Raw genomic sequence first — 13,607 nt, forward strand, 5'->3', positions numbered from 1 at the left:
ACCCGTTGCCTTCGAACCCGTCGCCGTGGTTAGACTCGCCGCGCGCGGGCCGGGCTGACCGACGCGACATCCGACGCCTGACGGCTGGAGCGAGATGACCACCGACAACCACGACGTCCCGGCAGCGCCCGAACCGGCACCGTCCGCGCCGTTGCGGGACCTCGTGCCGTTCCGGACCGCGGTGCGCACCTGGTTCGCCATCTCCTGGCAGACCTTCGGCGGACCGGCCGGCCAGATCGCCGTCATGCAGCGGACGCTCGTGGACGAGAAGCGGTGGATCGGGCAGGGCCGGTTCCTGCACGCGCTGAACTACTGCATGCTCCTGCCCGGACCGGAGGCGCAGCAGCTCGCCGTCTACACCGGATGGCTGCTCAACGGGTGGCGCGGGGGAGTGGTCGCCGGAAGCCTGTTCGTGCTGCCCGGGATGCTCGCCCTGCTGGTCCTGTCCGCCGTGTACGTCGCGTTCGGCGACACCACCGCCGTCTCGGCGGTGTTCGCGGGCCTCGCCCCGGCGGTGCTGGCGATAGTGGTCCAGGCAGTGGTCCGCGTCGGACGGCGTGCCCTGACCAGCCCCGCCCTCATGGTCCTCGCGGTCGGCGCGTTCGTCGCTCTGACGCTGTTCGCGGTGCCGTTCCCGCTCGTCGTGCTCGGGGCGGGCGTGGTCGGGTGGCTGGTGCACCGGTACGCCCCGGGCTGGATCGCCGCCCCCGCGGGCCGCGAGCAGGCCGACGGTCCGGCGCCCCTCATCCCCGACGACGCCCTGCACGCCGAGCGCCCGTCCGGCCGCCGGGCGCTGCGGATCCTGGTGCTGGGCGTCCTCGCGTGGGCGCTCCCGGTCGTGGTGGTCGCGCTGCTCACGGGCGTCGGCAGCGTGTTCACCCAGCAGGGCCTGTTCTTCTCCGGCAGCGCGCTGGTCACGTTCGGCGGCGCGTACGCCGTGCTGGCGTACGTCGCGCAGCGCGCCGTCGAGACCTATGCCTGGGTGACGCCAGGGGAGATGACCCGCGGCCTGGCTCTGGCCGAGACGACGCCTGGGCCCTTGATCATGGTGGTGCAGTTCGTCGCGTTCCTCGGCGCCTACCGCAACCCCGGCGACCTGGACCCGTGGGCGGCCGCGGTGCTCGGTGCCCTGCTGACCACGTGGGTCACCTTCGTCCCGTCGTTCCTGTTCATCTTCCTGGGCGCCCCGTACGTCGAACGGCTGCGCGGCAACCAGGCCCTCGGCTCCGCGCTGACGGCGATCACGGCAGCGGTGGTCGGCGTGATCGCCAACCTGGCGCTGTACTTCGCCACGCACACCCTGTTCGGCTCGTCGAGCGCCTGGGCCGCCGGGCCGCTGCGGCTGAGCGTCCCCGACCTCGCGACGCTCCAGCCCGCCGCGCTCGGCATCGCGGTCCTCGCGGCGCTGCTGCTGTTCGTGGTGCGCTGGTCGGTGCTGCGCACGCTCGGTGTGTGCGCGGGCGTCGGCCTCGCGCTCGGGCTCACCGGGCTGCTCTGACGGGCGGGGCCTCATCCCGGGTCCGGCCGGCGGGCACCGTTCCCCGATACGGTTGCCGCGTGATGCAGCACCTGCGCGTGGTCAGTCCGTCCGCGACCACTGCCGACGTCGTGGACCTGCTCCGGTCCAGCCCCGCCGCGACCAACGTCGTCGTGCTCCCGGACTGCGCCGTCGACCCGCCGGGCGACGTCGTCATGGCCGACGTAGCCCGCGAGGCGCTCACCCCGGTCCTGAACCGGCTGACGGAGATGGGTCTGGACCGCGAGGGCTCCCTCGCCGTGGAGGCGGTGGACACCTCGCTGTCGCACCACGCCGCGCGCGCGGAGGACGCCGCCCCCGGCCTCTCGGAGGACGCGCTCGTCTGGCACGAGGTCGTGGACCGCACGGAGTCCGAATCGCGCACCTCGCTGGGCTACCTCGCGCTCATGGCCCTGGCCACGACCATCGGCATGATCGGCGTCCTGTTCGACCAGCCGATCCTCGTCGTCGGAGCGATGGTGGTCGGGCCGGACTTCGGCCCGCTCGCCGCGATCTCGGTGGCGCTCGTCGGACGGCGGTGGCGCACCGCCGGGCGGGCCGTCGCGACGCTGGCGGCCGGGTTCGCGGCGGGCTTCGCGGCGTCCGTCGTCATGGCCCTGCTGCTCCAGGCGTGGGGGCTGGCCGACCAGGCCACGCTGCTCGCCGACCGGCCGCAGACGTCGTTCATCTGGGCGCCCGATGCCCTGAGCTGGGTCGTCGGTGCCCTCGCCGGAGCCGCCGGCATGATCTCGCTGACCACGGGCCGGTCCGGCGTCCTCGTGGGCGTGCTCATCTCCGTGACCACCGTCCCGGCCGTCGGCAACGCCGCCGTCGCGCTCGCGTACGGCGTCGGCGAGGAGACCACCGGCTCGCTGGCGCAGTTTGCCATCAACGTGGCCATGATCGTGGCGGGCGCGGTGCTGTGCCTCGTGGTCCAGCGGACCTGGTGGCGGTTCCAGGGCAAGTCCGCCGCCCGCCGCGCCGAGGTGACGAGCGACCGGTAGCCGACGACGCGCGTCGGGCGGCTACCGACGGCGGCCGCCTGCTCTGGGAACCCGGCGGACGTGCTAGCGTCCTCATGATCGTGACCTACCAGCAGGAGGTGAGACCCGTGAACGCAGTATCCGCACTGGGTGCTCCCCCGCGGCCCACGATCGCGCGACTGAGCTAGTCGCCACCGGGAGCGCCCGCCAGGCAACCGCGAAAGGCGACTCCCATGAACACAGCATCTTCTTCAGCTCTGCCGCCCACCCCGACGACGGCGTCCGACCGGTCGAGGTCCGACCGGGATCAGCCGCAGGTCGACGCCACCCGGCGGGTACCCGCATCGGGCGAACGAGCGTTGGTCCTCGGCGGCGGCGGGTCGACGGGCAACGCGTGGCTGGTCGGAGTCGTCGCCGGCCTGTTCGACGCCGGGCTGGACGTGACCACGGCCGACCTGACCGTCGGGACGTCGGCCGGCTCGACGGCCGCGGCCCAGCTCGCCGGCGCGACCCCGCCCGAACTGTTCGCCGCCGCCCGCACCCCCGTGCCTCAGCGCGGGCCTGCGCCTCAGCGCGGGACCGGCGCGGTCGGATCCGACCGGGGACGCGCTGCGGCCAGGCCGGTGGTGGACCACCTGGAGCGGACGGGCAGGATCATCGCCGCCGCCGAAGGTCCGGCCGACATGCGCCGCCGGATGGGCGCGGCGGCGCTCGAACTCGCCGCGGCGTCGGGCGGCTCCGCGCAGACGAGGTGGCGCGCCACCGTCGCCGCGCGGCTGCCCAGCCAGCTCTGGCCGGAACGAACGGTGCTCATCACGGCCGTCAACGCCTCGACCGGTGAGCCGGTCGTCTTCGACCGCTACAGCGGCGTGGACCTGGCGGACGCCGTCGCCGCGAGCTGTGCCAGCGGCTTCGCCTACCAGATCGGCGGCGGCCACTACATCGACGGCGGCTACCGGTCCAACGCCGAGAACGCCGACCTGGCGGCCGGATACCAGCGGGTGCTGGTGCTGGCGCCGTTCGGCGGCAGGACGCGGACCCCGGAGGACTGGGGCATGCATCTCTCGACACAGGCCGAGGCGTTGCGGGCGCGCGGCAGCAAGGTCGAGACGATCTTTCCGGACAGCGCCTCGGAGCACCTGTTCGGCGTCAATGCGATGGACGTTTCCTTGCGTCCGTCGGCTGCCCGGGCCGGGTATGACCAGGGGATAGCTGTTGCGGAGCGGCTTAGCGAGTTCTGGCGGTGAGGGCCAGACGCTTGCAGCGGCTGGTCCCGGCCCAGACCCGTACGACTGCGGCGGGCCCGGATGCGGTGCGGACGGCGGCGAGCTTGGACCATCCCGGAAGCGGTCTACACGAGACTCGGTGTGCGGCCGCTAGCCGTGTCGCGCAGCAGGGCGGCGTCCTGGCTCGGCGGCAGGCCGAACTGGCGCCGGTACTCGCGGCTGAACTGTGACGGGCTGTCGTAGCCGACCCGTAGCCCCACACCTGTCACGTCGCCGGGACGCGTGGCGAGCAGCAGCCGCGCCTCCTGGAGCCGGATCTGCTTCTGGAACTGGATGGGGCTCATCGCCGTCACCGACTGGAAGTTCCGGTGGAACGCCGAGACGCTCATGCCTGACAGGGCCGCCACGTCCTGGACGCGGAAGGGCTGCGCGTAGTGCTCCCGGATCCACTGGACCGCCCGGGCGATGTGGGCGAGTCCGCTGTCGGCCAGGCCGAGCTGGCGCACGGTGGCGCCCTGCTCCCCGGTGATCAGACGCCAGAGGATCTCGCGCTTGATGAGCGGTGCCAGGACCGCGGCGTCGCGTGGGCTGTCGAGCAGCCGGAGCAGTCGCACGACCGCGTCGAGGAGGGGTGCGGGAGCGTCGCTGACCACCATGCCGGGCGGGGCGGCGGCGCTGCTCGGGGGGAGGTCGCCGGGAGCGGCCTGCAGGAGGAGCTCGGCGATCAGGGCCGGCCGGAGGACGAGTCCGAAGCCGAGTGCCGGCTCGTCGGGTCGGGCCTTGGTGAACAGACCAGTCACGGGCAGGTCGACAGACGCCACCAGGTACTGGCCCGGGCCGTACTCGTGCACGCTGCTGCCGAGCGCTATCCGCTTCTCGCCCTGGGCGATCAGCGCCATGACCACGCCCGACATGGACGGCACGGGCGGCGCGGACTGGTAGACCACCGAGACCAGGACGTCGTCGAGCGTCGTCGTGTAGGTGTCGCGCCGGGCATGTCGGGCGAGCAGAGTACGCAGCTCGTCGAGGTTCCCACCGTTCATGCTGCGATCCTTGCACATTCACGATGCTCGCCAGCGCGGGAGGATCGTGCAAGCAGACAGGACGGTCGATGTGTCGGGACGGTGGGTCTCCACGGTGTGACGGACGCTCATGGGGGGCACGAGCGGCGCCGCTGACCGAGCAGCAAGACCCCACGCCGGCCGGCGCGTCAGGGCTCGAGATCAGTCACCCCCCGACCCGTCCGGAAGTCGAGCGGTACCGAGACCTGGTCGTGCGTGATCAGCCAGCCGCCGTCGTCGGCCCTGCGGAAGCCGTACGTGACCCGGACCCACATGCCGTCCGTCGTCGCGCCGGTGCGTAGCGTGCCGCTGAGCCGGCCGAAGGCGTGTCCGAAGGCGACCTGCTGGTCGACGGTGAGGGTGAGGTCGCGCAGCTCGTAGCGCACGTCCGCGAACATCGCGAAGGCGTTGGCCCAGTTCTTCAGCTTCGCCGCGATCCCGAGGTGCTGCAGGGGCGGCTCGACGTCGAACGACACGAGGTCCGGCGCGTAGAGCCGCTCCAGCGCTTCGAGATCCTTGGCCTCGACTCCCTCGATGATCCTGGCGGCGTGCTGGCGGAGCGCGATCTCGTCGTGCGTGGTCATCATCCGGTCCTCCCGGTCGGTGGTCCGGCCTGCGCCGGCCTCACCATGACGACGCGGCCGGCCGCTGGGATGTGACACGGCCCGGCCGCCCGGGCCGCGTGGCGGCAACGGGCGGCCGGGCCCAACTCAGCCGATGTCGTGAAGGCTCAGCCGACGGCCACGGGCTCCGCGGCCGGTTCGGCAGGGGCCGGCTCGGTGTGCGCGAGCGAGAGCCCCTGACCGCGCCGGCGGAACAGCAGGGCCGCCAGCACGGCGCCAAGGGCGAAGAACCCGGCGCCCCACCAGTACGCCGTCGCGTAGCTGGCGAGCGCGGCCTGCTCGCCGACCGCCTCGGTCACCGGCGCGTGGGTCGCGAGGTAGTCGGCAGCGGCGGTGGCCGCGAGGGTGTTGAGCAGGGCGGTCCCGATCGACCCGCCGACCTGCTGGCTCGTGTTCACCATCGCCGACGCGACGCCGGCGAACTGCCGGTCGACGCCCAGCGTGGCGGTCTGCATCGAGGCGGGCATGATCGTGCCCATCGCGAAGCCGAGGACCATGAGGCCCGGCAGGACGTTCGTCGCGTACGTGCTCGAGCCGTCGAGGAACGTGAGGTCGATCATGCCGAGCGCGCCCAGCGTCATGCCCGCAGGGACCAGGATCTTGGGGCCGAACCGCGGCACGAGCAGGTTGGTGCCGAGCTGCGCGGCGAGCACCAGCATCGCGATCATCGGCAGGAACGAGAGGCCCGTCTGGATCGGCGAGTACCCGAGGGTGAGCTGCAGGTAGTAGGTGACGAAGAGGAAGATGCCGAACATCCCCGCACCGGCGATCAGCACCGAGATGTACGCGGCGCCGCGGTTCCGGTCGAGGACTATCGACAGCGGCAGGAGCGGGTGCGACGCCCGCGTCTGCCAGGCGACGAACGCGGTCAGCAGGACGACGGCGGCGGCGAGGAAGCCCCACGTCAGGGGCGACTCCCAGCCCTCGGCCTCGGCGTTCGAGAAGCCGTAGACGAGGCTGAAGAGCGCGCCGGACACGAGCACGGTGCCGGGCACGTCGAGCTTGGGCCGCTGACCGCTGCGCGCGATGGACGGGACGAAGACGAGAGCGCCGACCAGGGCGAACGCGGCGATGAACACGTTGATGTAGAGGTTCCAGCGCCAGTCGAGGGCCTCCGTCAGGACACCGCCGAGCAGCAGCCCGATGGCGCCACCCGCCCCGGCGATGGCGCCGAAGACGCCGAAGGCGCGTGCCCGCTCCCTGGGGACGGTGAACGTCGTCGTCAGGACGGCGAGCGCGGTGGGGGCGAGCAGCGCCCCGAACACACCCTGCAGGGCCCGGGCGGCCACGAGCAGGTCGAACGAGGTGGCGCCGCCGCCCAGCGCCGAGGCGGCGGCGAAGCCGATGAGGCCGATGAGGAAGGTGCGCTTGCGGCCGATGAGGTCGGAGAGGCGCCCGCCGAGCAGGAGCAGACTGCCGAAGGCGAGCGAGTACGCGGTGACCACCCACTGGCGCTCGCCGTCCGTGAAGCCGAGATCGGCCTGGGCCGAGGGGAGTGCGATGTTCACGACTGTCGCGTCGAGCACGACCATGAGCTGGGCGAGCCCGACCACGACGAGCGTGATCCAGCGCCGGCCGTCGGTCGCGGGTGCTGAGGTTTCGGACATGCGCCCACCATATACGGAACTGAAGAGTTCCGGATATGGCTGGTTCAATAATTCACCTGACGGTAAGGTCGAGTCGGACAGGGAGGAGGCGGCTGCGATGACGCAGATCGAGGACGTCGAGGCGAAACCGCGCCTCGGGCGCAAGAGGGACCACACCCGCGATCCGGAGATCCTGGAGGCCGCGCTCGACGTCCTGGCCGAGACGGGCTACGACGGGATGACCATCGACATGGTCGCCACGCGGGCCAAGGCGGGGAAAGCGACTCTGTACCGCAGGTGGCCGTCCAAGGCCGACCTGGTGCTCGACGCCGTCGTGTGCATGAAGTCGCGCGACATCGACCTCGACGCGCTGCCGGACACGGGCACGCTCCGCGGCGACCTGATCGCCATGATCAAGACGCCGAGCATCCGCCAGAGCGAGCGCAAGCTCAAGGTCATGGCCGGGATCGCCTCCATGATCGCGCGCAACCCGGAGCTCGCCGCCGCGGCCCGCGACGCCATGATCGAGCCGCGCGCGTCCGTCAACCGCATCCTCTTCCGGCGCGCGATCGACCGCGGCGAGATCCCCGCGGACGCGGACGTCGAGCGGCTGTGCATGATCGGCCCCGCGATGGTCACCTACCACGTGCTCGTGCTGGGCAAGCCCGTCGACCGCGAGTTCTTGCTCTGGAGCATCGACGGCGTCGTCCTGCCCGCCGCCGGACTGCGCGCCGCCTGACCTGGTGCACGTCAACGGCGCGGCCCTCTTCGGTCTGATCTTCGTGAGTGCTTGCCTTCGCCGGCGACAGGTCGTGGCTCTGTACCTTCGGTCGCATACAACGTAGGATGTAGGTACGTACCTACATTGGGGGTGGTCGTGGATGAGCGTTGTCACTTCTCGCGAGCTGAATCACGACGTGAGTGCGGTCAAGCGTGCTGCCGCCCGCGGTCCGGTGGTCATCACGGACCACGGTCGGCCGTCGCATGTGCTACTCACCTTCGCGGACTACCAGCGGCTCACGGGCACCGACGTCAGTCTGGCGGACGCGTTCGTGATGCCGGACGAGATCGAGTTCGAACCGGTGCGTCCCGAGGGCTCGACGCGGGAGATCGACTGGTGAAGTTCCTTCTGGACACCAACGTCGTGTCCGAGCTCCGGAAGCCCGCTGAACGGCGCTCGGAGCAGTTCAACGACTGGGCCGGAGATCTGTCGCCGTCGGATACCTCGCTCTCGGTCATCACCGTGCTGGAGCTGCGGGCCGGCATCGAGTCCAAGCGGCGGCACGACGCTCGGCAGGCAGAGATTCTGGACGCCTGGCTGGAGAAGAGTGTGCTGCCCAGCTACCTGGGGCGAGTGCTGGACGTCGACCAGGCCGTGGCTGATGCTGCGGCTCGGCTCCATGTGCCTGATCGTCGGCCTGCTCACGACGCTCTCATCGCGGCGACCGCGCACGTACACGGTCTGACCCTTGCGACACGCAACGTTGCGGACTTCGAGCCCATGGCCATCCCGTTCGTCAACCCGTGGGACCGGTCGTGACCCGCCTGCCCCGCGTCGTCGCCACCGACCTCGACGGCACGCTGCTGCGCAGCGACGGGACCGTCTCCGACCGCACCCGCCAGGTCCTCGCCGACCTGGACGCGGCCGGCGTCGAGGTGGTCTTCGTGACCGCCCGCCCGCCGCGCTGGCTGACCCACCTCGCCGACACCGTGGGCGCGCACGGCCGCGTCATCTGCATCGGCGGGGCGTGCGTGCTCGACCTCGCCTCCGGCGAGACCCTCGACACCTGCGGTTTCGACGACGGCGCCGTGCGCGCCGTGGTCGGCGGCATCCGGGCCGCGCTGCCGCACGCCGCCCTCGCCTTCGAGCGGCCCGACGGCGTCGCGTTCGACCCGCACTACCCGAACCGGGAGCCGGCGCTGGACCTCGGCCTGTGGTCGGTGCCCGTCGAGGACACGCTGGGCACGGTCGGCGCTCGCGGCCCGGTGTCCAAGATCCTCGCGCTCGACCCCGCGCACGTGCCGCCGCCGGGCATCGTCGTCGACCCGCCGGAGGAGGTCCGGGCCGCGCAGGAGGCGTTCTTCACCGCGGTGCGCGCCGCCGTCGGCGACTACGCGCACCTGGCGTACTCGGGCGCCGTCGGCCTGGCCGAGCTGATGCCGCCGGGCGTCGACAAGGCCGCGGCGCTGGCCCGGTGGTGCACGCGGCTCGGCGTCGACCCCGCCGACGTCTGGGCCTTCGGCGACATGCCCAACGACCTGCCGATGCTCACCTGGGCGGGCCGGGGCATCGCCGTCGCCAACGCCCACCGCGACGTGCTGGCCTGCGCGGACGCCGTCGTCGGGCACCACGACGCCGACGGCGTGGCCGAGGAGCTGGCGGCCGTGCTGAAGGTCGCGGCGGGCTAGCCACGGAGGCCGCGCCGCGCTAGCGCGGCGCGCAGGTCCCGGGCCAGTACAGCTAGCGGCCGCCCGCGTCGTCGTCCAGCAGCGGGCTCAGGTGCTTGCTGGCGAGGGCGCGGGTCGCCTGGCGCGCGCCGGCCCTGAGGCATTCCGCCGTGCCCTCGCCGGCGAGGTGCGCCGCGAAGAACCCGGCGAAGAACGCGTCGCCCGCGCCGTTGGTGTCGACCACCTCCGCGGGCTCGGCCGGGCACTCGAACCAGCCCTCCGCGGTGCGTGCCACCGCCCCCTTGGCGCCGAGCGTGCACACCACCGTGCTCGCCCCGCGGTCCAGCAGGGCGGTCATGAGGGCCAGGTGGTCGTCCGTGCCGTCGTCGTTGAGGAAGACGTACGAGCACGCCTCGGCGAACGGCCGGTGGAACTCGGCGACGCCGTCGTAGTCGTGCAGGTCGGTCCAGAGCGTCGCGCGGCTCGCCACGGCGGCGGGCAGCATGCTCAGCCCGACGGCGCCCAGGTCCAGCACCACGTGCTCGGCGGCGGCCAGGCGCGCGACGGCGGCGGCATCGGGCGCAGGGGACGCGACGGGGACCGCGAGGTAGATCGAGAGCCGCTCGCCGGCGTCGGTCATCAGGTTCAGGTGCTGCTCCGACGCGCCGACCACCCGGCGGGCCAGCACCTCGGCACCCCGTGCGCGGCGCAGCGCGGCGAGGATCAGGTCCCCCTCGGGGTCGGTGCCGACGTCGGCCACGAGCGTGCTGGGCACGCCGAGGTCGGCGAGGTGCAGCACCTTGCCCGCGCTCGTGCCGCCCAGCGTGCGCACGGACCCGCGGGCGAACACGGTGTGCGGCCGGGGCTCGGGGAGCCGGTCGAGCCGGACCATCGTGTTCCACGTCGCCGGCCCGGCGACCACGGTGCGAGGAGTATCCATATGCATAACCCTGCCACCTGACGGCGTCCCGCTCGAAGGCGCCGCCCGGCCCGGGCTTCCGGAGGCGCCGTCCGGCTCTGCTCAGCTCGGCCGAGCCCGCGATCCCGGGCGCGTGTTTCGTTCCTCGGCCCGCACCCTGCGCCGCAGCTCCGGCTCAGCCGAGCAGCACGATGTGCATGCCCTCGACGGCGCTCGGCTCGGCCGTCAGGTCGATCGCGGCGATCCGCCCCTCGTGCACGACGAGCGTGAACACGAAGCGCGGGATGCCGCCCGGCGCCCCGGCGAACCCGACCGAGCCGTCGATCAGCGCGGGCACCGCGAGCTTCGCCCGGCCGCGGAACGACTCCGCCACCGCTGCCGCACCACGGATCTCCCGGGCCAGCAGCGGCGCGCCCTGGTCGGCGTTGGCGGCGGCCGCCTCGACGGCGGACTGGTCGGCGTGCAGCACCACGTCCGGTGCGAGCAGGGCCAGCAGCCCCGCGAGATCGCCCGTGCGAGAGGCCAGGAGGAACGCCTCGACCACCTGCCGGTCGGTGCGGGCCCCGCCGGCGGGCCCGTCGTCCTGCGTGGTGGACTGCGCCGCGAGCCCCGACTGCATCCGGCGCCGCCCGCGGCTCGCGAGCTGCCGCGTCGCGGCGACCGACCGGCTCAGCACGGGCGCGATCTGCTCGTACGGGATGGCGAACAGGTCGTGCAGCACGAACGCCAGGCGCTCGGCCGGGTCCAGGCTCTCCAGGACCACCTGGAGCGCCACGCCGACGACGTCGGCCAGCTCGGCCTCCTGCTCCGGGTCGGGGGCGCCCTCGTCCAGGATCTCCGGCGCCGGGTCGTCGGGCCGGCCGGTCGGCAACGGGTCCTCGCGGCGGGTCGACCGCGAGCGGAGCATGTCGAGGCAGATCCGGCCGGTGACCGTGGTGAGCCAGGCCGGGAGGTTGTCGATGCTCGTCGCGTCGGTGCGGTTCAGGCGCAGCCAGGCCTCCTGGAGCGCGTCGTCGGCGTCGTCCGGGTTGCCGAGCATCCGGTAGGCCACCGCCCGCAGGCGGGGGCGGTGCTGCTCGAAGGCGAGCGCGAGGTCGTCGGGGGTCATCTGTCACATCCTCGTTCTTGTGGCCGTCGGTGGGATGACGGCGCGCAGGGCGCCGATGTGACGAGCCGCGCGGCGCGGGCGCCGCTCGCAGGCATGCCCGGCCCTGGCGCCGCGGCCGAACCGGCCCGGCTCCGGCGCCCCGCTCAGACCGGACAGGGCCGGGTGACCACCTCCCCGTGCGTCGGCCGCACGGAGATCACCACGCCGTCGACGTCCCGGCCCGAGGCGGCGACCACGGCGGCGGCGGTGCAGATGATCTGGTCGACCCCGACGTCGCTGATGTCGGCGCGGCGCAGGGGCAGGTAGATCGTCACGTAGTCCCCGGCGTCCTCCACCACGGTCCGCGTGGCGGTCGTCGGCACCTCGTTGTGCAGGCCCGCCGCCGTGGGGTCGGCGTCGGCGACGAGCAGCTGGATCGCCCCCAGCACCGTGCCAAGGCGGCCGGTGCTCCTGGGGTCGGGCTGCAGCCGCCCCGCGGCGTCGACGAAGTAGAGCGTTGGACCCGCCGCCAGCCCGGTGGGCGCCTCGCCGCCGTCCTCGACGCCGCTGGGCCCGACGCCGCAGCCGCTGGTCAGCGCTCCGACGGTCAGGACGAGGGCCGCCGCGGCGGCGGGGGCCGATCTATGCATGCGCATCGTTCTCCTCCCCGTGTGGCTCGCTCGGCCTTTGGCCGGGCCGTCCGGCTGATCCTCGGCCGGGCCCTTCGTCCGGCCCGCGGCCGGTCCGTTTCTCCGGTCCGACGCCGGTGTCCTGGTCCAACCGTCGGGGCAGGCGCAGCTCGAACCGCGCGCCGGCGCCCGCGCTGTTGCGCGCGGAGACGTCACCGCCGTGCAGGCGGGCGTTCACCAGCGTGATCGCGAGGCCCAGCCCGCTGCCGTCCGACCGCGTCCGGGACGAGTCGGCCTTGTAGAAGCGGCCGAACAGCCGGTCGGTGGCGACACCCTCGGGCAGCCCGGGGCCGTGGTCGGTCACCACGACGACCACGTCGTCCGCCTCCGCTCGCACCTCGACGACGACGGGCGGGCTGCCGTGCCGCAGGGCGTTGCCCACGAGGTTGGCGACGGAGATGTCCAGCCTGCGCACGTCGACCCGGGCGGGTACCGGCCCCGGCGCGACGACGTCCACGCCGTCCCACCCCCGCGTGCGCACGGTGTCGGCGACGACGTGGGCGACGTCGACGTGCTCCAGCCGTAGCTCGACGGCCCCCGCGTCGAGCCGGGAGAGCTCCAGCAGGTCCTCGGCCAGCCGGGACAGCTTCCGGGTCCGGTCGACGGCCATCGTCGCGAGCTCCAGCTCCTCCGGCGACCGGTCGCGCGCGTCGGCCTCCAGCATCTCCATGATCGAGGTCAGCGCCATGATCGGCGTCCGCAGCTCGTGCGAGACGTCCGCGACGAACCGCCGCGCCTCCGCCTCCCGGTCGCGCAGCTCGCCGACCGACCGCTCCAGCGCCGCGGCCGTGTCGTTGAACGTGGACGCCAGGTCCGCCAGCTCGTCCCGGCCGGACGGCGTCAGGCGGGTGCTGAGGTTTCCCTCCGCGAGCTGGTTGGCGCTGTGCGCGAGCCGCTGGATGGGCCGCAGCACGCTGCGGGACACCAGGAGCGCGAGCACGACGGCCAGCGGCAGGGCGCCCCCGATGGTCAGCGCCACCACGCGCGTCCACTGGTCGAGCTGCTCCTCGGTCGGGGCGAGGTCCTGCACCACGTAGACCTCGATGCCGGAGTCACGCCGGCTGCCGTCCACGCCCGTCAGCAGGACCGGGGTGGCCAGCACCAGCTTGGGGCCCGAGTCGTCGACGACGCGCTGCACGGCGAACCGGTCGCCCGCCGCGACGTCGGCCCGCAGCTCGTCGCTGATCAGGCCGAGGGCGCTGCCCGACGCCGACGTCAGCTCCCCGAAGGTGACCATCGAGTCCTGGCCGAGCGAGGTGCGCAGCCGGTCCAGGGCCTCCTGGTCGGGCGGGTACGCCACCTCGGGCGCCAGCCGCGTGACCTGGTCGCGGACGGCGTAGACGGCGCGCCGCTGCGTCTCGTCGACGAGCGAGGCCCGCGCCGCCGCGTACCCGGCGGCGGACGCCGCGGTGGCGGCCACCATCGCGACCAGCACGAACGCGAGGACCACCCGGGCGCGCAGGCTCCTGGGCCACCAGTTCCTGGGCCGCCAGATCCGGGGCCGGGCCCCGGCCTCGCCGCTCATGCCG

14 protein-coding genes are annotated in these 13,607 nt (G+C 73.2%); 7 read left to right on the forward strand and 7 right to left on the reverse strand.

Annotated elements, in window-relative coordinates; translation table 11 throughout:
• Positions 1-94 precede the first annotated feature (94 nt).
• The 3 genes from chrA (at position 95) to AC0QU1_RS03450 (ending at position 3,746) form a co-directional block, all read left to right on the forward strand.
• Positions 95-1,498, forward strand: coding sequence for a chromate efflux transporter (chrA, locus tag AC0QU1_RS03440; RefSeq protein ID WP_483574353.1), 1,404 nt, complete (start codon positions 95-97; stop codon positions 1,496-1,498).
• Positions 1,499-1,560: 62 nt separating this feature from the next.
• Positions 1,561-2,520, forward strand: a complete 960-nt coding sequence (locus tag AC0QU1_RS03445; protein ID WP_483576623.1) for a DUF389 domain-containing protein — start codon at positions 1,561-1,563, stop codon at positions 2,518-2,520.
• Between the two features lie 212 nt (positions 2,521-2,732).
• Positions 2,733-3,746 (forward strand): patatin-like phospholipase family protein, encoded by a 1,014-nt coding sequence (locus tag AC0QU1_RS03450; RefSeq protein ID WP_483574355.1) that lies wholly within the window; start codon positions 2,733-2,735, stop codon positions 3,744-3,746.
• A 104-nt stretch (positions 3,747-3,850) separates the two neighbouring features.
• Here AC0QU1_RS03450 and AC0QU1_RS03455 read toward each other — a convergent pair whose 3' ends face one another.
• The 3 genes from AC0QU1_RS03455 to AC0QU1_RS03465 form a co-directional block, all read right to left on the reverse strand.
• Positions 3,851-4,768, reverse strand: coding sequence for an AraC family transcriptional regulator (locus AC0QU1_RS03455; RefSeq protein ID WP_483574357.1), 918 nt, complete (start codon positions 4,766-4,768; stop codon positions 3,851-3,853).
• Positions 4,769-4,935: 167 nt separating this feature from the next.
• Entirely contained in the window at positions 4,936-5,370 is a 435-nt protein-coding gene (locus AC0QU1_RS03460; RefSeq protein ID WP_483574358.1) for a YybH family protein, read from the reverse strand.
• 146 nt (positions 5,371-5,516) lie between these two features.
• Entirely contained in the window at positions 5,517-7,016 is a 1,500-nt protein-coding gene (locus tag AC0QU1_RS03465) for a DHA2 family efflux MFS transporter permease subunit (protein ID WP_483574360.1), read from the reverse strand.
• A gap of 97 nt (positions 7,017-7,113) precedes the next feature.
• On the opposite strand from AC0QU1_RS03465, the gene AC0QU1_RS03470 reads away from it, so the two are divergent.
• The 4 genes from AC0QU1_RS03470 (at position 7,114) to AC0QU1_RS03485 (ending at position 9,404) form a co-directional block, all read left to right on the forward strand.
• Complete coding sequence (locus AC0QU1_RS03470) at positions 7,114-7,734, forward strand: TetR/AcrR family transcriptional regulator (protein WP_483574362.1); 621 nt, start codon at positions 7,114-7,116, stop codon at positions 7,732-7,734.
• 142 nt (positions 7,735-7,876) lie between these two features.
• On the forward strand, positions 7,877-8,116 hold the full coding sequence (locus AC0QU1_RS03475; RefSeq protein ID WP_129788432.1) for a type II toxin-antitoxin system Phd/YefM family antitoxin: 240 nt from the start codon (positions 7,877-7,879) through the stop codon (positions 8,114-8,116).
• On the forward strand, positions 8,113-8,535 hold the full coding sequence (locus AC0QU1_RS03480) for a type II toxin-antitoxin system VapC family toxin (protein WP_483574363.1): 423 nt from the start codon (positions 8,113-8,115) through the stop codon (positions 8,533-8,535). Before AC0QU1_RS03475 ends, AC0QU1_RS03480 begins: the two co-directional genes overlap by 4 nt.
• Positions 8,532-9,404 carry an HAD family hydrolase gene (locus AC0QU1_RS03485; RefSeq protein ID WP_483574365.1) on the forward strand — a complete coding sequence of 291 codons (873 nt, stop codon included), beginning with the start codon at positions 8,532-8,534 and terminating at the stop codon, positions 9,402-9,404. The genes AC0QU1_RS03480 and AC0QU1_RS03485 overlap by 4 nt, the downstream gene beginning before the upstream one ends.
• 52 nt (positions 9,405-9,456) lie before the next feature.
• Here the strand turns inward: AC0QU1_RS03485 and AC0QU1_RS03490 are convergent, their stop codons facing one another.
• The 4 genes from AC0QU1_RS03490 to AC0QU1_RS03505 form a co-directional block, all read right to left on the reverse strand.
• Positions 9,457-10,323, reverse strand: a complete 867-nt coding sequence (locus AC0QU1_RS03490; RefSeq protein ID WP_483574367.1) for a carbohydrate kinase family protein — start codon at positions 10,321-10,323, stop codon at positions 9,457-9,459.
• A gap of 154 nt (positions 10,324-10,477) precedes the next feature.
• Entirely contained in the window at positions 10,478-11,410 is a 933-nt protein-coding gene (locus tag AC0QU1_RS03495; protein ID WP_483574369.1) for a sigma-70 family RNA polymerase sigma factor, read from the reverse strand.
• 143 nt (positions 11,411-11,553) lie between these two features.
• Complete coding sequence (locus tag AC0QU1_RS03500) at positions 11,554-12,039, reverse strand: hypothetical protein (protein ID WP_483574370.1); 486 nt, start codon at positions 12,037-12,039, stop codon at positions 11,554-11,556.
• Positions 12,032-13,603 carry an ATP-binding protein gene (locus AC0QU1_RS03505; RefSeq protein ID WP_483574371.1) on the reverse strand — a complete coding sequence of 524 codons (1,572 nt, stop codon included), beginning with the start codon at positions 13,601-13,603 and terminating at the stop codon, positions 12,032-12,034. The genes AC0QU1_RS03500 and AC0QU1_RS03505 overlap by 8 nt, the downstream gene beginning before the upstream one ends.
• Positions 13,604-13,607 lie beyond the last annotated feature (4 nt).

This window comes from Promicromonospora noduliphila, assembly GCF_056951025.1.